Origin of the sequence: Vibrio sp. Vb1166 (genome assembly GCF_033338695.1) — a bacterium.
Lineage (GTDB): Bacteria > Pseudomonadota > Gammaproteobacteria > Enterobacterales > Vibrionaceae > Vibrio > Vibrio alginolyticus.
The window spans coordinates 1-21,548 of record NZ_JAWOTE010000028.1 but is presented as its reverse complement, the minus strand read 5'-3'; the positions used below and the strand labels follow the sequence as shown (position 1 = coordinate 21,548).

Sequence of the window (21,548 nt, the reverse complement as noted above, 5' to 3'; positions counted from 1 at the left end):
CTGATATCATAAGGTAAATTTTTCGAATTCAAGAAATCAGCAATGAACGAACAAGAACAACTATTCCTCAAAGAGCTGGAAAGCAAGCTCTGGACAGCCGCAGACAAACTCCGTGCGTCACTCGATGCCTCTCAATACAAACATGCGGTGCTTGGCTTAATTTTCGTTAAATACGTGTCTGACGCCTTCATGTTGCGCCAAGAAGAGCTAAAACAAGACTTTGCTAATCCTGATCACGAGTACTTCCTCGATCCTGAAGGTTACACGGCTGAAGAACTTGAACAAGAAATCGCGATTGAGCTGGAACAGCGCGATTACTACAAAGAGAAAAACGTGTTTTGGTTGCCTACAGAATCTCGTTGGAAGTTCCTGCAAGACAATGGCCCGATGGTTATTGGTGGTGCCGATTTGGTTATTGATGGTAAAACGAAGAAAATCACGTCTGTTGGTCACCTGATTGATAATGCATTGGAGGGGATTGAGCGCGACAACCAGAAGCTAAAAGGTGTACTCAACAAGCACTACGCCGCTCTAAAAATTGATCAGTCAAAACTTAATGAGCTGATTAACCTCATCGCGACCATCCCATTCAATCATAAGTCGCTTAACAGCAAAGATATTCTTGGTCATATTTACGAATACTTCCTAGGCCAATTTGCTCTTGCTGAAGGTAAGAAAGGCGGTCAGTTCTACACGCCTGCATCAATCGTTTCGCTGATTGTTGAGATGATTGAGCCGTTTGAAGGCCGTGTGTATGACCCTGCAATGGGTTCGGGCGGTTTCTTTGTGCAATCAGAGAAGTTTATTGAGCGCCGCGCTAACCAAAAAGAGATTGACCCACTCACGCAAAAACAAAGAATCTCTATTTACGGTCAGGAATACAACTACACCACATGGCAGCTTGCTGCGATGAACATGGCAATCCGTGGGTTGGATTATGATTTTGGTAAGGAACCTGCCAGTACCTACACCAATGACCAACATCCTGATTTGCGTGCTGACTTCATCATGGCTAACCCTCCTTTCAACATGAAAGAGTGGAATACGGGTGTCGATGATAATGATCCGCGCTGGGTATACGGCACACCACCGTCGGGTAACGCAAACTTTGCGTGGATGCAGCATATGCTTTACCACCTAGCTCCTGATGGTTCTCAAGCCTTGTTACTTGCCAATGGCTCGATGAGTTCAACCACCAACAACGAAGGTGAAATTCGTGCGGCCTTAGTCGAGAACGATTTGGTTGAATGTATGGTTGCGCTTCCGGGACAACTGTTTACCAACACCCAGATCCCTGCTTGTATCTGGTTTTTAACCAAAAACAAGAAAGCCCGTACCGATAAATCAGGCCGAAAACTACGTGATCGTAAAGGTGAAGTGTTGTTTATTGATGCACGTAACCTTGGCTATATGAAAGACCGTGTGCTTCGAGATTTTACCCAAGATGATATCCAGAAAGTCGCTGACCTTTACCATGCATGGAAAACGGGTGCGGAAGTAAATGGTGTCGCTTACGAAGACCAAGCAGGCTTCTGTAAATCAGCAACGTTAGAAGAGATTAAGAAACACGATTTTGTGCTCACTCCGGGACGATACGTTGGTGCTGCTGAAGAACTAGATGATGGTGTTCCATTTGGTGAGAAGATGGCAACGCTAACCGCCAAGTTGAGCGAGCAGTTTGCTGAGTCAGCGACACTAGAAGCAGAAATCAAGAAGAACCTAGCGGGGTTGGGTTATGAGCTGTAATTGGCCTCGGTTTACTATTCAAGAGCTGATTGATTCCCAAGTGATAACTGTACAAAAAGATGGAAATCACGGTTCAAACTATCCAAGAGCTTCTGAATTTGGTGACAAGGGAGTTGCATTTTTAACTGCAAAGTTGTTAGACGATGCGGGAAATATCGACTTTGCTCAGGCACCAAGGTTGTCAGAAGAAAAAGCAGCCAAATTTAAGTTTGGTTTTATTGAAAAAGATGATGTTTTGTTATCGCACAATGCGACTGTTGGGCGAGTAGCTATCGTTCCAAATTATGGAGAAAAAGTTTTAATTGGTACTTCGCTGACTCATTACCGTTTGAATTCAGAAAAACTGTTATCACAATATTTAGCTGCGTTCTTTACAAGTAAAGATTTTCAGAATCAGCTTGCTGCGGTAATGAGTCAAACTACTCGAAATCAAGTACCTATAACAGCCCAGAGAAAACTTGAGGTAGTTATTCCACCAATAAAAATTCAGGAACAATTAACTAGGATTAGTGGTTCTATCATTGAGAAAATCTCACTTAATACGCAAACAAACCAAACCCTAGAAGAAATGGCACAAGCCATCTTCAAGTCATGGTTTGTCGATTTCGATCCAGTCAAAGCTAAGATGAACGGCGAACAACCAGAGGGTATGGATGCAGCTACTGCCTCGCTATTCCCAGATAAGCTCGTTGAGTCTGAGTTGGGTTTGATTCCTGAGGGGTGGGAAGTGTTGGAGTCGCAAAAAGTCGCGACTGTTGCCATTGGTAAGACTCCACCTAGGAAGGAGCCTCAGTGGTTTTCTGAAAATCCGAGTAATGTCACTTGGATTTCTATCAAGGATATGGGGAACGCTGGTACTTATGCTCTGGACTCATCAGAGTACTTGACACCAGAGGCTGTAGATAAGTTTAACGTCAAGGTTATTCCCGATAACACATTGATTTTGAGTTTTAAACTGACTGTAGGACGTGTAGCTATCACTCATGGTGAGATGACCACAAATGAAGCTATTGCTCATTACAAATTGGCTGATGATGCTCGTGTATCAACTAACTTTTTGTATTCTTACATGAAGCAGTTCAATTTTGAGTCATTAGGGAGCACTTCATCAATAGCAAAAGCCGTTAACTCTAAGATTATCAAAGCACTGCCAGTCATCGTGCCATCGAAAGAGATCCTTGATAACTTTGATACTCTAGTGAAACCACTGTTCGATAAAATTAAGTCGAATCAGATGGAAAATCAGAACCTAGAAGCACTCCGTGACACGCTACTTCCTAAATTGCTTTCCGGCGAAATCGAGTTAGGAGAAACCGAAGAAATGGCCGAGGTAAACTGATGACAACCCGAGTAGAAATGATTATCGAAACGCTCAAAGCGAATCCCGAGAAAAAGTTTACTGCTCGGGATTTAGCAAAAGAATTTGTGCTTCGATATCCAGAAGAAATCGCTGAGAAGCAAGCAAACCCTCGATACAACACCGAAGACAAGCTTATCGCCCAGCTCGCGGCAGAAATTGGTGGGGAACGTACTGAAAGAGCGAAAATCGTTTGTCCTAATATCGCCACTCGTGACAAACCAAGACCTCGGGTTTATTACTGGGAGCAGAAGCCTACACCTGCTCATCAGGAAGATGATCTTAGCGATGCAGATGAATCAGACATTGATACGCCTCTCGTGCCGCAAAGCTTAAGCGAACACGATCTCTACCCAATGTTGATTGAGTACCTTAGCAAGGATCTGGGCCTTTACTGTCAGCGTATTGACGAGCGTAAATCTAAAAACTCTCATGGCAACGGTGGCAATCACTGGTTACATCCGGATGTGGTGGCGCTAGAGCCGCTCGACCAAGGTTGGGATGAAATTGTGAGAAGCTGTGTGCGCAGTGGGAATCATAGCTCGGTTCGACTTTGGTCTTTTGAAGTGAAGAAACATCTTACTAAAGGCAACGTACGAAAATACTTTTTCCAAGCCGTATCGAATTCGAGTTGGGCCAATTTCGGCTACCTTGTTGCCACAGGCTTAAATAGCGACATTGAAGGTGAGCTGCAAATGTTGTCGAGCTTGCACGGGATTGGCGTGCTGATTCTGGATACTGAATCTTTGTTTGATAGCCAAATACTCATTCCAGCTCAAGAGAGAGTCAACGTGGATTGGCAATCTGCAAACCGAATCGTCTCTGAAAATAGGGATTTCCACCATTACATTGAGCAGGTTGGCATTTATAACCAAACCGGACGGTTGATTAAGAGCGCATGGAATAAATAATAAGGATAAAGGCTTAATGATTACTGAAGACCAACTAGAACAACAATGCCTCGATTGGTTTAAAGAGCTAGGTTACCAATACCAAAATGGCTATGACATCGCACCAGATGGTGATATGCCTGAACGTGAAAACTATCAGCAAGTCACGCTACAGGCGCGTTTAGTCTCTGCCTTGGAAACCTTAAACCCAAATGTGCCCAGTGACACCTTAATCGAAGTAGCGAAAATCGTTGCCACACCGCAAACGCCTGTACTGATTAAAAACAACAAACTCCTTCACCAATATTTAATCGAAGGTGTGCCTGTTGAATACTCGGTAATGGAGCAAGAACAATGGGTGACCAAGCATACTCATGTTCGATTAATTGATTTTGAGAACCGCGAGAATAACGAGTTCTTAGTGGTTAATCAGTTCACCATCACAGGCAGCAAAGTCAATCGTAGGCCCGATGTGATTGTCTTTATCAATGGCTTGCCAATGGCGGTCATTGAGCTGAAAAATCCAGCCGATGATCACGCCGATATTTGGAATGCTTACAATCAAATCCAAACTTATAAAGAAGAAATCGCTGACCTCTTTGTGTTCAATGAAGCGCTGGTCATTTCAGATGGATGGACGGCGCGAGTCGGCTCGTTAACGGCTAATAAAGAGCGCTTTTTGCCATGGAAAACCATCGAGGACGAAGACGACAAGCCATTACTCGAATTCCAATTAGAAACCATGGTGCGTGGCTTCTTTAAGCCAGAATTGCTGCTCGATTACATTCGCTACTTCGTATTGTTCGAAAATGATAGCGACAAGATCATCAAAAAAATCGCAGGTTATCACCAATTCCATGCCGTCCGAGCTGCTGTTAAGGCAACCGTCACGGCTGCCACAACGCCTGACCAAATTACTGAGCCACGGGCAAATTACGCCAATACCGTGGTGCCCGGAAGTAAAAAAGCGGGCGTGGTTTGGCATACCCAAGGCAGCGGGAAAAGCATTTCGATGGTCTGTTACGCAAGTAAATTGCTGCAACAACCAGAAATGAATAACCCAACCTTAGTAGTGGTTACCGACCGTAATGACCTAGATGGCCAGCTATTTAACACCTTTACGATGGCGCAAGAAACGCTAAAACAGATCCCTCTGCAGGCAGAAGACCGTGACTCATTGCGCGATTTACTGCTCAATCGTCAATCCGGTGGCATCATCTTCACTACTGTACAGAAGTTTGCTTTACTCGACGAAGAAATGGCACATCCTATCCTTTCTGAACGCTCGAATATCGTGGTGGTTTCCGATGAGGCACACCGTAGCCAGTATGGCAACAAAGCTCGCCTAGTAGATGTTAAAGACGAAGATGGCAACGTGGTTGATCAGCGTTATGTTTATGGTTACTCCAAATACATGCGAGACGCGCTGCCAAATGCCGCTTTTATTGGTTTTACAGGTACACCGATATCAATGGATGATAAAGATACTCGCGGTGTCTTTGGTGATTATGTTTCTATCTACGATATTCAAGACGCGGTCGATGACGGCGCGACAGTGCCGATTTACTACGAATCCCGCTTAGCCAAGCTCGATATAAATCAAGATGAAATCGAAGCGCTTAACGATCAGGTCGAAGAGGAAATTGGCGAAGACGAAGAAACGGAAAGTCGCGAGAAAATAAAATCACAGTGGTCAGCACTTGAGAAACTCGTTGGTGCAGAGCCGCGAATCAAACAAGTTGCCCAAGATCTGGTTGAGCACTTTACCATTCGCTGTGAAACTTTTCCGGGTAAGGCGATGATTGTTGCCATGAGTCGAGAGATTTGTGTGGATTTATACGATGCCATCGTGGCCATCAAACCCGAATGGCACAGCGATGATCCAAACAAAGGCGCGATCAAAATTGTTATGACAGGCAGCGCTGCTGACAAGGCCAAAATGCAGCCTCATATCCATGATAAGAAGACCAAAAAGCTGTTCGAGAAACGTTACAAAGATACCGATGACGAATTGCAATTGGTTATTGTGCGAGATATGTGGTTAACAGGTTTTGATGCGCCTTGTTGTCATACCATGTATATCGACAAGCCAATGAAAGGTCATAATCTGATGCAGGCGATAGCGCGAGTGAACCGCGTGTTTAAGGATAAGCCCGGAGGTTTAGTTGTTGACTATATTGGTATTGCCAATGAACTTAAAAACGCACTGAAGACCTATACCAATAGCCAAGGTAAGGGAAAGCCAACCGTTGATACCGCTGAAGCTTTCGCAGTCTTTATGGAAAAAATCGACGTAATTCGCGGTATGTTTGCCACGCCTGTTGATGGTGACATCTTCAACTATCGTCCGGATTTTGAAACCAAACCGCTGCAACTGCTTCCGGGAGCCGTGAACCATATCTCAGGTCTCTCACACCGCAACAGCAAAGGCGAAGAAGTTCGTGATGGCAAACGCCGTTTCCTTGATGTCATGGCTGCGTTGATGAAAGCCTTCTCATTGTGTAATACCTTGGATGAGGTTGATGGTTATAAAAGTGAAACCGCCTTTTACGGAGCGATCAAGACCGCCTTCTTAAAACACTCAACAGTTGATAAAAAGCGCAGTGATGAATTGCGTAATTCTGCTTTGCGCCAGATCTTGAATAACGCGGTGGTTGCCGATGGAGTGGATGATATCTTTAAAACGGTTGGTTTAGATAAACCGAATATTGGCTTGCTCTCTCCTGAGTTTTTGGAAGATGTCGCCAATATGAAAGAGAAGAATTTAGCCGTAGAACTGCTAGAAAAGCTGTTGCGCGACGAAGTGAAAGCAAGAATGAAAAACGATGTTGTGCAGGAAAAGAAATATTCCGACCGTATTATGTCGACTTTGCAGAAATATCATAATCGCAACATTGAAACCGCACAGGTAATTGAAGAGCTGATCCAGTGGGCCAAAGAGATGCAAGCTGACGCTGAGATGATGGAAAAGCTGGGGCTTTCCACTGATGAAATTGCGTTTTACCGTGCATTGGTCACCAACGAGGCTTCCGTGCGAACGTTAGGCGATGACAACCTTCGTCAACTCGCCATTGAACTCACTCACCAACTGCGTAAATCCGCTACGGTAGATTGGCAGAAACGAGAAAGCGTGCGAGCAAGGATGCGTAACCTTGTACGCCGTTTATTGCGTCGCTGGAAATATCCACCTGATGCGGCTGAAGAGGCGATTAAGCTGGTTCTGGATCAAGCAGAAGTGCTGGCTGACGGGTGGTATGCGGCATGATTAAATGAAAGGCAAGGCCTGAGAGCCTTGCTTTGTCATATCTAGGCATAACTTCCATGATGTATAAATGAAAACCCTTTCAAAAAGAAATCGTTGCTCATATTTCTCTCTTAATCAGCAACGATACGAGATAATAGGTTGCCGCACTTTTATCTCAAACTGACCATCTCATTCCTCGTAGTAATAAGTAAATTTATTTCAGATAGATATTATCTTCGTGCACACCTCAACGGTTTCATTTTTAGGAGCTTTTTATGCGCGAAAATAACTACTATTTTGATGGCCCTGTTACAGCAGATAAGGTGCTCGACGCGGCCGCTGAAATCCTTGCCACACGGGCTCTCCGAGGCGAACAATATTGCAATCCCGAAGCAACAAAAACCTATTTATCTTGCAAATTAAAACACCATGAAAGAGAGGTGTTTGCGGTGATGTTTCTAGATAATCAGCATCGCCTTATTGCTTTTGAAGAGCTCTTCTTTGGCACAATTGATTCGGCAAGTGTTTATCCCCGAGAAGTCCTCAAAGCGGCTTTAAAAGTCAATGCCGCCGCACTCATCTTTGCTCACAATCACGCTTCTGGTGATGCCACACCTTCCCAAGCTGATAAACAAATTACGCAAAGGCTCAAAGAGGCTTTAGCGCTGGTGGACATTCGAGTTCTTGATCATATCGTGGTTGGCGATAGCGCCATCTCTTTTGCAGAAAGGGGGCTACTATGATCCAGAAAATATCGGGTGAACTGGAATTGCAGGATAGCTTTCATCGAGCATTGCTTTTGGTAATCCAACGTTATTCGATTCCTCCACAAGCTCAACGTATGGTCCTGAACTGTCGACAAAGACGCTATTACCAGACGGGGCAGGGGCTTCATCCCATTGAAATACAATTTCGTCGGACTTCGGCCAGTGAAGATTGGCAGGTCGTCTGTTTAGCGAGTTTTTCTTATTCGGAAAATAAACCGAGTGAGATGGAGCCTGAACTCTACTTTCATCTCTTCAATCTTTGGTGTTATCAACCAGATAGCGGTGCTGCAAGTCTCGCACACCCGCAAGTGAAAGCGCTGTTAGATACTTGGCTGAACGCGCTCTCTCGACACCTTACTCAGTCCCTCTTTGATGACATTCAGTTATCGATGATTCAAACCTTCGATGAACACCACTCATGATCACATTTTAACCTCGGCCACTTTTAGGAGATCTAGCCATGTCTATACTGAATTTTACGCCGTCAGTGCTGCCTGTTTCTAATAAGCTTCTGGCGTTATTAAACCAACATTGTCATGCCTCAATGGAATCAACACAGTCCACCAGCCATGCCCTCTCTATCCATTTTCGAGACAAAAGCTATAGCGCGGAGGAAGGGGGATACCATCCGGTTGAGATTGGCCTCAACATTGTAAATGGTAAAACGGTTGATATTCTCTACATTACCGACTTTGCGTATATGGGGAGCTATTATCCGGAGTTAGAGCGATGCATTGATTTTGATTTTGGCAATCAAGTCGCTTTTACCGTCGCCACAGGATGGCAAAGCATTCGCTCTCCAGGCATCGATGAGCTGTATCAAATGTGGGAGCAAAACTTTCTTCAGTACGTCGAATGGGAGTGTTACGACGACATTCAGATTTCTCATTAACTTTTGTCAATCTAGCTAATCTTTAACCTGCTGCTTTATATCTCCACCAAAGAATCAATCAAACTTCTGGTTGTGGTAATCCCAACTGTTCATCTCGCTCTGTCACTCTTTCTAATATCCAGTCTTGGACTTCGCTTTCTACCCAAGCCACGCTGCGAAAGCCCAGTGATACCGATTTAGGGAACTTACCCTCAGCCATGAGCTTGTACATGTACGCACGGCTCAAACCTGTATTATCCAGCACTTCTTTTAGTCGAATTAGTCTCATTTTTCTGTCCTCATGATTTGTTCGTCATAAGGAGGTAGCTAGTTGTAATTTTTCCGGACGCTAACTAAGGAGCGCCTATGTCCGAACAGCACGATCTTTTCACTACGCTTGAAAGCGAGATACGCCAGGCATCCCTCAATGAACGTACTCGCACCAAGTTACTCGATAACCTCAAACAAATGAGAGCCACCGAGCTCAACATTCTCATTACAGGAGCCACCGGAGCAGGAAAAAGCTCAACGATTAACGCTCTCTTTGACATGAGTGTTGCAGAGGTGGGAATCAGTTGTGAGCCGCACACTCAGGGTGTTACGCAATATCGTCTGAACAATCTTATTCTTTGGGATAGTCCTGGTCTGGGGGATGGTATCGAAGAAGATAAGCGCCATGCCCGCTTATTGAAAAATACGCTGAGAGCGAGAGATGAGCAGAACCGTTTCGTGATTGACTTGGTACTTGTGATTCTTGATGGTAGCTCACGCGATTTAGGTACACCTATCACCTTGATTAGCGATGTGCTTATTCCGGTATTAGGCGAAGACGCACAGCACCGTTTAATCATCGCCATTAATCAAGCCGATAATGCGTTAAAAGGAAATCAAGCCTGGGACTACGAAAGCAATACACCGACACCCGCATCAAAAGCTTATCTTGAAACCATGGTGCGCTCGGTTCATCGACGCGTATTGCGTGCAACAGGGGTTTATCTAAAGCCCGTCTACTACGTTGCGGGGCACTGTGATGGATTGGCCAAGCAACGGCCCTATAACCTTTCCAAGTTGCTGTATTTGATTGTTGAACGTTTACCAAAAAATAAACGGCTCTTACTGGCGAATCGCACGCTTTCCCCTCGACATGAGAATTGGAAAGACAACGATGCCAGTGATTACAACAAAAAAACCAGTCTTAGTTTGTGGGAGGCAATCTTCGACACTACGACTCAAGGTGCGCAATACGGCGAAGAAATAGGAAGTGTGTTTGGCACTACGGGCAAGCACCTAGGCAAAATTATAGGCGGTGCGCTAGGGGCATGCTTAGGCGGTTTACGCTATCTCTTTGGCTGGTAGATAAGCGCCGCTGCGGTTACATCTCTCAAAGCCAATCTCTCTTCGACATAAGTTGTCGCAACCACCTTTTAATATCAACTCATTGAATAATAGATAAAGGATATCTCTCATGAAGCCTATTGTAATTACCGCAGCACTAACACTGCTCATGACCTTTACTGCGTCTGCTGAGGGCTACAAAGTCGAATACAAAGACATCAACACCCGATGGGGACCAAAGACGAAAATATATGTAACGTCCCTCTTTGACTACTCGACTGTCTTCGGGATCGAAGTTAACCGAGGTAACTGTGAAGTCGCTAGACCAGAAACACCAAAGATTACCGTCAACAAGAATAAGTACAGTCAATCTGAAGAGTTACTCAAAAACATGAGCAACCCTGATTACAAAAAGCCCTCCAGTAACAACAAGTCTAGTGGTGTGAAATGGCTTCCTTATTCCGAAGTGGATTTGAAGTACGGAGAGTCTACTGGTTATGTCACTACAATGCCCTGTAGAGTCCTACAAATTGACATTCACTCTAGTGAAGGGAGTTACCGCTTTAATGCGGATTAAACAACTGAAAGGCCACAAGGGCCTTTCTTTTTTGTCTTCTCACTTACAACTGCTGTGGAAGTTTTTTCCTTTATCCCCAAAAGGCTTACTTTCAAGTTTTGCTAAATAGCTGACACGGTAAAAAGCCTGATTGTATTGGTTGTAAAAAGTCTCCGTATCTAGTCGCTTATTAATTTCATAAGTACCGTTATTAGGGAAAAAAATCGCACTACTTGCTTGCCCGACCGTAATACCGATTGCACTTGCCCAAGCCTTAGCAACCATCCCTGAAACGTATTCACCCGTAAGATCATCATAAGGCCCTATTCCTTGAAAAACATCACCATTTAGCAATATGGCTACGTGATAGTGAGGATACACTGAAGTGACTATCTCCCTACACCAGATAAATCGAGGTTGAGAGTGGCGGTTGTGCTTCTTACGTTTTAGATAAGCACACATGATAGCTTTGAAGGACTCTTGGAACTTAGTAATCTGTTTGCCAGTTACCCCGTTAACCGGATAACCATCCGGGTAATGTAAATCAAATCGCATTAGCCGTGTTCGAGGGTATTGGCTTAACGCATAATCGAAAGTCTTCTTGATTTTTCGTAAGTACTTTGGTTCAAGGGCCCCTTTGTTGGTATTGAAACTCAATGGCATACCGTTGATGTGTAACTTACATGCATTGTTGATGTTATTCATTTCTATCATTCCTATTGGTTAGTGTTCTCAATAGGTAGATAGGTTGTTGTAATTAATTAGATAAGGTTCATATAAATACTATTATTACCGACAGTTTTTCACTCCCTTCCTCCAGCCACGCATCTTTGCTCGACAAGGCGTCCTGTAGCTTCAAAACTTGCAAAAGTTACTCTGATAAAAAGTTAGGCCCCCCGTTTGAGAAGGAGTCTCTGATTTTTCTCATTGATACCAATCGCAAATTGCTTTCCATCAACAACATCAAGGGCTTTGATTGTACGTGCTAGGTCCAATGCACGATAAGCAAGAAATTCGATTAACTTATTGACTTTCTCTTGCTCAAGCTTAAGTGTTGACCAGGCAAAATGTTCACGTATAACACGCTCATACCACTCAATGTCTGTACAAACCTTTCCTTCGACATTGATGAACTTAATGATTTCACTTTCAATAAAGTAATCTATGTGTTCTGCAAACTCTTTATTGCATTTTACGTCAGCAACTTTTTGAAATAATAAAGGTATTGTGAGGTTGTAAACGGGATTCAGCGCACCAGACGATTTTAAATGGGCGATAAAGCTGTAGTAGCTTTTTTGATCGTACATGGATAAGTTCAGAAAAATTATTGACTTTCTTTTCTTTAGAACAGAGTGGCTGAGACCTTTGATATATCCCCTGATATAACCAAGTCTTCTAAGCTTGCTGAGCATTGCTTGAGCTTTACGTTCAGTGCATCCCATAAATCTGCATAAATCTCTAAGGCTTATACTATCAACAATCCCAGATTCCGTAGCCTCACTTAAAAGATGGGTAAGCATTAAGCGATTTGACAGCGTCAACTCTTTAGCATGCTGATTACTATACCAAAGATGATTCATCCACCTCCTCATATAGATGGGGCGTTGTTCAAACTGACTACTCAACTCATCAAAATCAATGCCTGTAAGTTGATAGCGTGTGACTGGTCTTCCTCGTTTTCTAGGTACTTCTTTCTCAGGTATCAAGAGAATAACTTTTGCCTCTATCAATAAGCGTAGACAGCGCCTTATAAGGCGTTCTGAGGCTTGGTATTTTCGGGCCATATATAGAACAGGTTTTCTGTAAAAATTGTCTGATTCGGCATCCAAATACATAAGCAGCAGTAGCATTCTAGCTTCAGCGTTTAGTTTGTCATTCTCTTGGAAAGTCCAGTTTACAATCATAAAATCACATTTATATTTATTTATAGGGCGTTTTGGTATGTATATTACTTGGTTTTTCTTTCTATGTCCTTGGACTACGTCCAAAGACATAGTTATAGTGTGAAGGATGCCAACTATATTAAAAACGCTGGAAGCTAGAGTGATATGAGTGAGAAAAAAATACGTCCATTAGAAGGTTTTAGTTTCAACAATGAATCTCATGTGAAATGGTTAAATACGTATCTAGCAAAAGCCAAAACTAATCCAATTGTCGAAAAGCATTACTTTGGGTTATTTCAGTTATCAGCATCACCTAAAAAACGACTTCAAAATTTTTTTATAGATTGTAAAAATTCAGCTGATGGTAGAGAGATCTGGTTACTTATGCATGGAGCTTGGGGGAAAAGGTCGAGAAGAGAAAAGCAAAAGCGGAAGGGGAAAAAACAGTATAATTTTGAACTCACGATAGAATTTGGTCAAAATCTTCAAGCTTTAGCCACAAAGAGGGGACAGACTCAGCAGAAGGTTCTTGAAGAGCTTGTAAATGGTTCATTAACATCAATGCTCGAAGTTCGAAAGTTACAAGAAACTGATAGAATTCTATCACTAGAAGCTACAGCCAATACCACGTTAGAAAAGGAGTTAGGCTCTGCTCGAAAAAAAATTTTAGAGTTGGAGTCAAAAATTGCGACTCTTAAAAAAGAGAACCTTCACAAGGCCTCTGAAAGCGACAATGTTTCTACTAACCATCATGCAGATGAACCGTTACAACTGACTCTAGAAAGAAAAGGTCGTTCAATTATTCACATGCAGCCAAAGGACAGTGACCAAGACTAAGCATCTTTACACTATAAATACCACTAGTAGAGCTGGTGGCTAGGCGCTTGGTGTGAGTATTAACATGAAGGAGATCGGGTTATTGAGTGATCAGCTTGGGTGAAAATACACACTTGGTGTGCTTAATGTAAGGAAATTGTCTGCTTACTGCATGTGAGCATATAACGCGCTGTCAGCGCTGACTATCCACATGAACATGTTGCTTATTTTTGCGAACTAGCATCTAACAGTTAATAAAATCACTGTCTTTAAATACAGCGATGGTTTACACTTTTTGCGTTATATCAACCGGATTATGTAAACTATTTGGACGAAATTGGAATAAAAAATGAAAGCATATCACACATACAGTGCTGTAGACGTTGCATGGAGCTTGCTCAAGCATGCGAAAGAGCAAGGTAAATGCTTCTCCAATTTGCAGCTACAAAAACTTACCTATGTTTGTCATGGTTTATCATTGGCACACTTCCAGCGTCCTCTCGTCGTAGATGATGTATTTGCTTGGAAGTTTGGTCCAGTGGTGCCATCTGTTTACTTTCGCTTTAAATCTTACGGTAGTAGTGTGATCACTGAACAATGTGATGTAGCACTAGACCAAGAAAGTGAGTCTATTGTTAAAGATGTAGTCTCTAAGCTGGGCCATTTGACGGGGCCTCAACTTGTAGATTTAACTCACCGCGAAGGAAGTCCATGGCATCAGGTATGGGATGGCACACACCAAAAAGTGATTCCGGACCATTTGATTCAAGCCCATTACACTCAAATCAAACAATCCGGACGAACAGCTAGCCTGTGAGTAACAAAGAAAATAGTGTCGTCAGTTTTTACATTGACGACACTCCCACAGCTGAACAAGCTTCAAAAACCTTCCAAGACGACTACGAACTGGACTTTCAAGATTTTATAGAAAGAACGGTAAATGAAAGTGCTGCTGAAGACTTCTCGTACTCAAATAATGGAGTAAAGAAAGCTGGAAGACGGCTTCGCAAGATAGAGGGCGACCTCAAGTCAGCTACTGCTACAATCCAACAGTTTCGAGCCGCACACGAAAAGCCATTAAACACTATCGCATATCTTGTTGGTCGCTGTTGCCGTGAGCTGGGTATAGATGTTAAACCAGTTACACGGTTAAAGCGCTTAGAAACAATCGTAGATAAGTTGCAGCGTAAATCTCTTGATGGTGAAACGGCAAATGCTACTTGTGTAACCAATATGAATGATATTGGCGGCTGCAGGGCGATTTTTCCGGATTTAATTTCATTGGAGAAGGTGAAATCTCAACTGCAACTTACAGTTGAGAAGGTAGGCCGAGTTAGAATTAAAGATATTGATGACTATATTACTAGTCCTAAACCTAATGATTGTGGTTACCGAAGCTTGCATGTGATTTATCGCTATGACCATGCTAGCGGTAAAAGTTTTAACATTGAGGCTCAGCTACGTACTCGACTTCAACATCTTTGGGCTACTACAGTGGAAATTGTCGACATCCTAGAAGGTACCAAGATTAAGACTCACTCTCACAGTTCAAATGAAGGCAAGAGCAGTTTACAGGTTCAGTGGGAAGAATTGCTTTCGATAATGAGCCAATGCATTGCTGATGCTGAAGGGGCTATAGAGTTAAGTGATATCGATAAAGCCGATTTTTCAAAGCGTTTGGTCGTCTTGGACCGCGAAATCAATGCGCTAAATCGGTTGAGTAGTTTTAAAATTTTATCTGAAAAGGTTAATTCTTACTGTGATAGTTCCATTGAGCACGTATTGCTAGTTATTAACGAAACTTCACGAGAATTGATCTTTAGTGAAGAGTTTGAAAATTACAGCCAAGCAATTTCAGTTTATAACGCAGCTGAGAAAGTCACTCGTAGCTACTCACGAGCAACCTCGAGACTCAATACCCTTCTCATATCCACAAAAAATATGGGCCAACTTTCGGAAGCCTACCCTAACTATCTAGGCGATTGTGCCTCATTCATCACTCTGCTTGAAGACACAATGCTGTCTGGTGAAAGTTAAATACAAACCTTTCTTGTTGTTATTGACCCTTGTATCTAATCCTGCTTGTTAAAACGTGCCCAATCTGTCATCGAATTTGGTATGTGTAAAATATGGCTTCCTGTGATGGCTTAAGGGTTAGACTTTATTGTCCCCGTACCCCAAGCCGTACCCAGGGTGTTTTTTGCTAAAGATAAAAGCCGTTCATGTCCTTATTTTATGCGCTCTAGAAGCACTCCAGACTCCATATGGTGGGTATAAGGGAATTGGTCAAACAGAGCAAAACGCGTCACGTTGTGTGTTTCGCATAGAATGTCCAAGTTCTCTTTTAGAGTTTCAGGGTTACAAGAGATGTACATGATGCGCTCGTAACCTTGCACCATTTTACAAGTATCGACATCCATCCCAGCACGTGGTGGATCGACAAAAATCGTGTTGCAGTTGTAGCTCTTCAGATCCACACCTGCATCTTGTAGACGACGGAATTCACGCTTACCTTCGATCGCTTGAGTAAATTCCTCTGCTGATAGACGTAAGATTTGTACGTTATCAATCTTATTGGCAGCGATGTTGTACTGTGCAGATACCACAGATGGCTTCGCTAGCTCAGTTGCAAGTACGCGGTCGAAATTCTGTGCCAACGCCAGCGAGAAGTTACCGTTACCACAGTAAAGTTCTAGTAGGTCACCAGTGCTTTCTTGGGTACAGTCGACAGCCCATTCCAGCATCTTCTCTGCGACTTTGCCGTTCGGCTGAGTGAAGCTGTTCTCTACTTGTTGGTAGATGTAGCTTTGACCATTTACATCGAGCTTCTCGATAACGTAGTCTCGGTCTAGGACAATCTTCATCTTACGAGCGCGACCAATGATGTTTAGGTTAAAGCCTTCATCATTTAAACGCTGTTTAAGGGCTTTCGCGTTTTCAATCCACTCTTCATCAAGTTGGCGATGGTAAAGGAGTGAGACCAGAATCTCACCACTTAGCGTCGATAGGAAATCCACTTGGAACAGTTTACGACGTAGTGAGTCGTTGTCTTTCATCGCTTCAACCAATAGCGGCATCAGGTCGTTGATCAGACGGCTTGCTGCAGGGAATTGGTCAACACGGTACTTCTCACGAGTTTCTTGGTTGAACATGATGTAGTAAAGATCTTCGCCTTCATGCCAAACACGGAACTCAGCACGCATGCGGTAGTGCTGCTCTGGTGATTCAAACACTTCCAGTTCTGGCATGTTGTATGGCGCGAACATATCCGTGAGACGTTCGACTTTTTCAGCCAGTTGTTCTTGGTAGCGTTGTGGGTTTACATCAAGAGTAGCCATGATCTTACCTTTTATGGTGCATTCAATTTAAGAGCGCAGATTTTATTCAATCTCAATAGGATGTCCAGTTTTGTACTGGAATTGATTTAAAGATAGTGCGTACAGGCAGAGTAGAAAGCAAAATCAATCAAAACGTTACAACTTCTAAGGGCAATATTGGCTGGACAAATAATCAATAGCTGAATAATATTTGCCTCAAGTTGGTGCTATCTAGCAATCTAGATGGCTGAAATGGGAATCTGGTGTGAATCCAGAACTGACGCGCAGCGGTAAAAGAGAACGAACGCTCATCAGACACTGCATTAGTTTATGTGGGAAGTCGAGCAAGTAGGCGGTACACCCGTGCTCTTGAGTCCGAATACCTGCCAACAACTGAGCCACAGCACTGGACTGTCATGATGACAGGGCTCGGAAGGAATTACGCGATTTAGGACAATACAATGAGAAAATCCGCACTGGCGATCACTTTGGCATCGCTGCTTTCACCTGTCTCTTATCTACAGGCCCAAGAAACCTCCACTGACGAAACCATCGTTGTTACGGCAAACCGTTTTGAGCAAGCCGAAAGCCGTACGTTGGCAGATGTCGAAGTAGTTACTCGACAAGACATCGATCGCATTCAAGCGAAAACCCTACCAGATGTATTGCGTCGCCTTACCGGGATTCAAGTTTCACAAAATGGTGGTCGTGGTCAGCTAGCGTCTTTATTTGTTCGTGGAACCAGTTCCGACCAAGTTTTAGTACTGGTTGATGGCGTGCGTTTTGCACGAGCAGCGAAGGGCGCTGTGGACTTTAACCAAATCCCACTTACTTACGTTCAACGTATTGAGTACGTGCGTGGTGCGCGTGCGTCACTTTACGGCTCAGAAGCGATTGGTGGCGTGATCAATATCATCACCATTGCGCGTGCTGACGAAGAAGGAACGAAGTTAAGTGCGGGTTTAGGCAGCTTAGATTACCAGGAATTGAGTGTGGCATCTGGTATTAAAGTCACAGAGAGCGGCCAGCTAAATATCGCGCTTGGTAGTGAAAGTGATGATGGTTATAACGTTCGTCCTGTACCGGGAGTTAATGACGGTGATCGCCATGGCTTTGATACAAAGAATGGTCTGCTAGGTTACGTGCATAACTTCAATGACCAGTGGTCTGCATTTGGTAACCTGCGTGCTTACGAAAATGTTTATCAATATGACAGCAGCTACGGCAGTCGCGGTTACTACGAAGCAGAAAAAGACGATCTTTCTGTCACTCTGGGCGGTAAGTATCAGTCTGATAATGTGATGTCAGAACTACAAGTAACAGCACAGAAACAGAAGTCTTGGAACTATGAGCAAGCAAAAGGCAAACACTCAGGTACTGAAGATGAACTTGAGCAGCAAAATGTCCAGTGGACCAACAGTTACTTGCTAAACAACAATACGACGTTTGCTGGTGGTATTGACTGGCGTAATGAGTCTTATAAAGACAAGAGTGCGAATAAAACGTTTGATCGTACCAATGGCGCTCTGTTTGGTATGGCAACCACCAGTATTGATAAAGCAATGCTTGAGGGCAGTGCTCGCCTTGATGATAACGAAGAATACGGTAGTGAGTTCACTTACAGCTTAGCGGCTGGTTACCAGTTTGTGCCAGAGTTTGGGGTTAAAGCTTCTTTTGGTACTGCGTTTAAGGCTCCAAACCTATATCAACAGTATGACCCAACATACGGTGAGAAAGATCTTAAGCCGGAAGAGTCAGATGCTTGGGAGCTAGCATTCAGCGGTGATGTCCAAGGCGTTTTTTGGTCCGTAACGGGTTATGACTATAAAATCACGAATCTTATCGATTACCATCAAACCACATACAAATATTTGAATGTCGATGGTGAAACACATATCCAAGGTGTGGAGCTTGTTGCTGAGTTTGATACAGGGATTGTGCAGCACCAGTTGAGTGCAGATTACAAAGATGCTGAAGACGATAAAGGGCATCAGTTGCAGCGTCGCGCTAAAGAAATGTATAAGTGGAATGCTTTAGTGAGCTTCGATAAAGTGGATTGGTCGGTTAGCTATCAGTACGTCGGTAAGCGTCCAGATGTGGATTACAGCACTTGGCCTTCACAAGATATTACGCTTTCTTCTTACTCGTTGGTTGATACGGCAGTGACTTACTATCCGAATGAGTCGACCTCTATTAGCGCTCGTATCGATAATCTACTTGATGAAGAGTATGAGATGGCAAAAGGTTACCCTGCTGCAGAGCGAGCGTACTATCTCAACGTTGGCTACGAATTCTAATCGTGAATGAGCACAAACCGCCTTCGGGCGGTTTTTAATATTTTGTGGTGGAAAATCGAATGAAGAAACCCAAGCGAGTGGTGATCAGTTGGTCCAGCGGTAAAGATTCGACATTAACGCTTGAGCGCCTTAACGAGAATCCAAATTATCAAGTTGTCGGTTTGTACACGACTTACGTAGGGAAAGAAGTCCCTTTCCAAGCAACTCCGCTTGAAGTCGTACAAATGCAAGCAGACTTACTTGCGCTTCCGCTCATTACTATCGAGCTACCTGAAGTCTTTCCAAGTAACGACATTTATCAATCGACCATCGTTAATGCATTACAAAGTAGTGGTCTGAACATAGAAGCTGTCGCATTTGGTGATATGTTTTGTAATGGCATTGCCGATTACCGACGCAGCTATATTGAACCTGTTGGCTGGGAATGCGTCTTTCCTCTATTAGGGGAGAGCAGCGAAAAACTAGCGATGGAAATCATAGAGCGTGGTATTCAAACTATGTTAATCACCATCGACGGAAGAGTTCTCCCTCCAGAATGGTGTGGTCGCTGGTATGACAAAGCCCTAATAGAGTCATTACCAAGTCAAATTGATCCCTGTGGAGAAAATGGTGAATTTCACACATTGGTCACGTCTTCGCCATCTTTTCAAGGACATATCGAGTTGACGAAGCGAGATGTAGAATCTGGAGATAGATTCAGCCATCAAAGATACCATGCTAAAGCATTGCCAAAACAAATCTACGCAGTATGATCGCAACGTTTCTGTTCTTTAGGTAAGGCTCGTGCGAGTAGCAAGTAAGAAAAAAGTCCTAGTTTTTGACTCCGGTGTTGGTGGCCTTTCTGTATTCCAAGAGATACATCGCCTATTGCCCCAGCTAGACTACTTATACTTATTCGATAATCAGGCTTACCCTTATGGTGAACTCGATCAGGCTGTACTCATTTCACGAGTTAACCGACTGGTCTCTTCATTAGTCGAAGAACACCAAGTCGACATTGTTGTCATTGCTTGCAACACGGCGAGCACCATAGTGCTTCCTTCCTTACGCGAAAACTTATCGATTCCCGTTGTTGGTGTTGTCCCTGCGATTAAACCCGCATCGCTTTTAGCATCAAAAGGGGTAGGGCTGATCGCCACTCCGGCGACAGTAACACGCCAATATACTCACGAGTTAATACGGGACTTTGCGCAAGGCAAACCAGTTGAGCTGGTGGGATCAACTCGCTTGGTAGATATGGCCGAAGAGAAGTTGCGAGGCAACAGCGTTTCTCTCGACGAACTGACAAATATCCTGCTTCCCCTTCGCGATAAAGTCGATGTTGCGGTGCTCGGTTGTACTCACTTCCCTTTAATCAAAGAGGAGATTCATCAAGCTTTGGGTGGAGACGTTACTTTAATTGATTCAGGCGCAGCGATTGCACGTCGAGTAAAAGCATTGCTATTAAGTGATGAAATTGAGGATACAGAAGAGGGAAGTAAGTCGATTTATGCCAGTGCAACTCCTTGGCAGGAAGATGCACTGAACATTTGTTTAAAGAAGCTAGGTTTTAATCCTGTTCAGGTTTACCACCATCCGGATGTTTAGGATCGTTCGCAATTCTAACTTTTAGCGTTCTTTCCATATATTCCTTTTCATTAAGTTTAGCGATAGCTGGCTTGGCATCTGCCGCAGCCATCACGACAAAACCAAACCCTCTTCTTTTTCCAGTACGCTTATCTTTCATTAAGCGTACCGCATAGACCTGTCCATATTCAGCAAACAAATCGCGAACATGACTCTCATTGGCCTTATAAGGAAGGTTGCCGACATACAGCGTTTTAGTTGAAGGATCAGGCTCCGAAGATTGAAGAACAGGTGTTTTGCTAGAAAATGAAAAAAGAAAAGCAGTAGCGATAACACCAATGAGGAAGCTCAAGGCTGGTGGGATGATGAATTGAGAGAAAATGATTCCCCCAACGATGGCCAGCCCAACACATAAAATCAGATTTTTTTTAGACGTCATTTTAATTACTACACATAGTGATAAAGAGATCGATTGTCCATTAACAGAATAGACACATGAATCTTACGTATATGGTTGGTGTTTTTCCAACCAATTGCTGTGATATGTCTCAAATGTGACGAAGAAATATGCAAATATCGCACTTTGGGCTAATTTGTGACCGGTTGGTTTTTTATTTGCAAAAAACGCTTGTACTAATTTCTCAACTCCCTATACTGCGCATCCACCGACACGGAGTGAGACGAAAGTCACACAGCGAGTCGGAATTGAGAGAAAAGAAATTTGAAAAAAATGCTTGACTCTCTCACGGTGTGAAGTAAGATACGCACCCCTAACGACGAGCAACTAAGTTGCTGAAAATGTTAGAAAAGCTCTTTAAAAATAAGAACCTATCAATCTGTGTGGGCACTCGTTGATGATAATCCAATTAGAAGCTTCGGCTTCAAATTAGGTTTCAATGATAC

At 43.4% G+C, this 21,548-nt stretch carries 20 protein-coding genes and 1 riboswitch; of the genes, 15 read left to right on the top strand and 5 right to left on the bottom strand.

Annotation, left to right across the window (positions count from 1 at the left end; genetic code table 11):
* The first annotated feature begins 42 nt into the window (after window positions 1-42).
* The 7 genes from R7E51_RS20390 to R7E51_RS20360 all read left to right on the top strand — a co-directional run bounded on the left by R7E51_RS20390 (window position 43) and on the right by R7E51_RS20360 (window position 8,896).
* The gene (locus tag R7E51_RS20390) at window positions 43-1,746 is read left to right on the top strand and encodes a class I SAM-dependent DNA methyltransferase (protein ID WP_206958443.1); all 1,704 of its coding nucleotides are present in this window, start codon (window positions 43-45) and stop codon (window positions 1,744-1,746) included.
* Complete coding sequence (locus tag R7E51_RS20385) at window positions 1,736-3,085, top strand: restriction endonuclease subunit S (protein WP_206958441.1); 1,350 nt, start codon at window positions 1,736-1,738, stop codon at window positions 3,083-3,085. Before R7E51_RS20390 ends, R7E51_RS20385 begins: the two co-directional genes overlap by 11 nt.
* Window positions 3,085-4,014, top strand: a complete 930-nt coding sequence (locus R7E51_RS20380) for a COG2958 family protein (protein ID WP_206958438.1) — start codon at window positions 3,085-3,087, stop codon at window positions 4,012-4,014. Before R7E51_RS20385 ends, R7E51_RS20380 begins: the two co-directional genes overlap by 1 nt.
* 16 nt (window positions 4,015-4,030) lie before the next feature.
* Window positions 4,031-7,258 carry a type I restriction endonuclease subunit R gene (locus R7E51_RS20375; RefSeq protein ID WP_206958436.1) on the top strand — a complete coding sequence of 1,076 codons (3,228 nt, stop codon included), beginning with the start codon at window positions 4,031-4,033 and terminating at the stop codon, window positions 7,256-7,258.
* Between the two features lie 254 nt (window positions 7,259-7,512).
* Window positions 7,513-7,980 carry a RadC family protein gene (radC, locus tag R7E51_RS20370; RefSeq protein WP_206958434.1) on the top strand — a complete coding sequence of 156 codons (468 nt, stop codon included), beginning with the start codon at window positions 7,513-7,515 and terminating at the stop codon, window positions 7,978-7,980.
* The gene (locus R7E51_RS20365; protein ID WP_206958432.1) at window positions 7,977-8,426 is read left to right on the top strand and encodes a DUF2787 family protein; all 450 of its coding nucleotides are present in this window, start codon (window positions 7,977-7,979) and stop codon (window positions 8,424-8,426) included. The genes radC and R7E51_RS20365 overlap by 4 nt, the downstream gene beginning before the upstream one ends.
* A 38-nt stretch (window positions 8,427-8,464) precedes the next feature.
* Entirely contained in the window at window positions 8,465-8,896 is a 432-nt protein-coding gene (locus tag R7E51_RS20360) for a DUF2787 family protein (RefSeq protein ID WP_046874361.1), read from the top strand.
* A gap of 58 nt (window positions 8,897-8,954) precedes the next feature.
* Here the strand turns inward: R7E51_RS20360 and R7E51_RS20355 are convergent, their stop codons facing one another.
* The gene (locus R7E51_RS20355) at window positions 8,955-9,164 is read right to left on the bottom strand and encodes a helix-turn-helix transcriptional regulator (protein WP_104969920.1); all 210 of its coding nucleotides are present in this window, start codon (window positions 9,162-9,164) and stop codon (window positions 8,955-8,957) included.
* A gap of 77 nt (window positions 9,165-9,241) precedes the next feature.
* Between R7E51_RS20355 and R7E51_RS20350 the strand changes: the two genes are divergently transcribed.
* Both R7E51_RS20350 and R7E51_RS20345 read left to right on the top strand, forming a co-directional pair.
* Window positions 9,242-10,231 carry a GTPase family protein gene (locus R7E51_RS20350; RefSeq protein WP_182016969.1) on the top strand — a complete coding sequence of 330 codons (990 nt, stop codon included), beginning with the start codon at window positions 9,242-9,244 and terminating at the stop codon, window positions 10,229-10,231.
* A gap of 109 nt (window positions 10,232-10,340) precedes the next feature.
* Entirely contained in the window at window positions 10,341-10,787 is a 447-nt protein-coding gene (locus tag R7E51_RS20345) for a hypothetical protein (RefSeq protein WP_206958430.1), read from the top strand.
* A gap of 39 nt (window positions 10,788-10,826) precedes the next feature.
* On the opposite strand, the gene R7E51_RS20340 is transcribed toward R7E51_RS20345, so the two are convergent.
* Together R7E51_RS20340 and R7E51_RS20335 are read right to left on the bottom strand one after the other, a co-directional pair.
* On the bottom strand, window positions 10,827-11,471 hold the full coding sequence (locus R7E51_RS20340; RefSeq protein ID WP_025593649.1) for an inovirus Gp2 family protein: 645 nt from the start codon (window positions 11,469-11,471) through the stop codon (window positions 10,827-10,829).
* 182 nt (window positions 11,472-11,653) lie between these two features.
* Window positions 11,654-12,670 (bottom strand): hypothetical protein, encoded by a 1,017-nt coding sequence (locus R7E51_RS20335; protein ID WP_242531445.1) that lies wholly within the window; start codon window positions 12,668-12,670, stop codon window positions 11,654-11,656.
* A gap of 144 nt (window positions 12,671-12,814) precedes the next feature.
* Here R7E51_RS20335 and R7E51_RS20330 point away from each other — a divergent pair, with 144 nt between their 5' ends.
* The 3 genes from R7E51_RS20330 to R7E51_RS20320 all read left to right on the top strand — a co-directional run bounded on the left by R7E51_RS20330 (window position 12,815) and on the right by R7E51_RS20320 (window position 15,502).
* Window positions 12,815-13,486 carry a hypothetical protein gene (locus R7E51_RS20330; protein WP_025593651.1) on the top strand — a complete coding sequence of 224 codons (672 nt, stop codon included), beginning with the start codon at window positions 12,815-12,817 and terminating at the stop codon, window positions 13,484-13,486.
* A gap of 328 nt (window positions 13,487-13,814) precedes the next feature.
* Complete coding sequence (locus R7E51_RS20325; protein ID WP_005378671.1) at window positions 13,815-14,282, top strand: Panacea domain-containing protein; 468 nt, start codon at window positions 13,815-13,817, stop codon at window positions 14,280-14,282.
* Window positions 14,279-15,502 (top strand): RelA/SpoT domain-containing protein, encoded by a 1,224-nt coding sequence (locus tag R7E51_RS20320; RefSeq protein ID WP_206958426.1) that lies wholly within the window; start codon window positions 14,279-14,281, stop codon window positions 15,500-15,502. Before R7E51_RS20325 ends, R7E51_RS20320 begins: the two co-directional genes overlap by 4 nt.
* A gap of 191 nt (window positions 15,503-15,693) precedes the next feature.
* Here R7E51_RS20320 and trmA read toward each other — a convergent pair whose 3' ends face one another.
* On the bottom strand, window positions 15,694-16,803 hold the full coding sequence (trmA, locus tag R7E51_RS20315) for a tRNA (uridine(54)-C5)-methyltransferase TrmA (protein WP_064376997.1): 1,110 nt from the start codon (window positions 16,801-16,803) through the stop codon (window positions 15,694-15,696).
* Between the two features lie 186 nt (window positions 16,804-16,989).
* Window positions 16,990-17,187: riboswitch (cobalamin riboswitch) on the top strand.
* Window positions 17,188-17,243: 56 nt separating this feature from the next.
* Here trmA and btuB point away from each other — a divergent pair.
* Genes btuB through murI form a run of 3 tightly spaced genes read left to right on the top strand, consistent with a single transcriptional unit; the run spans window position 17,244 to window position 20,666 of the window.
* Window positions 17,244-19,079, top strand: a complete 1,836-nt coding sequence (btuB, locus tag R7E51_RS20310; RefSeq protein ID WP_054579652.1) for a TonB-dependent vitamin B12 receptor — start codon at window positions 17,244-17,246, stop codon at window positions 19,077-19,079.
* A 59-nt stretch (window positions 19,080-19,138) separates the two neighbouring features.
* Complete coding sequence (locus R7E51_RS20305; protein WP_017821272.1) at window positions 19,139-19,831, top strand: ATPase; 693 nt, start codon at window positions 19,139-19,141, stop codon at window positions 19,829-19,831.
* 31 nt (window positions 19,832-19,862) lie between these two features.
* The gene (gene murI / locus R7E51_RS20300) at window positions 19,863-20,666 is read left to right on the top strand and encodes a glutamate racemase (protein WP_053307423.1); all 804 of its coding nucleotides are present in this window, start codon (window positions 19,863-19,865) and stop codon (window positions 20,664-20,666) included.
* Here the strand turns inward: murI and R7E51_RS20295 are convergent.
* On the bottom strand, window positions 20,629-21,084 hold the full coding sequence (locus R7E51_RS20295; RefSeq protein WP_017821270.1) for an RNA-binding protein: 456 nt from the start codon (window positions 21,082-21,084) through the stop codon (window positions 20,629-20,631). The two genes, murI and R7E51_RS20295, sit on opposite strands and share 38 nt — an antisense overlap.
* Between the last annotated feature and the right edge of the window lie 464 nt (window positions 21,085-21,548).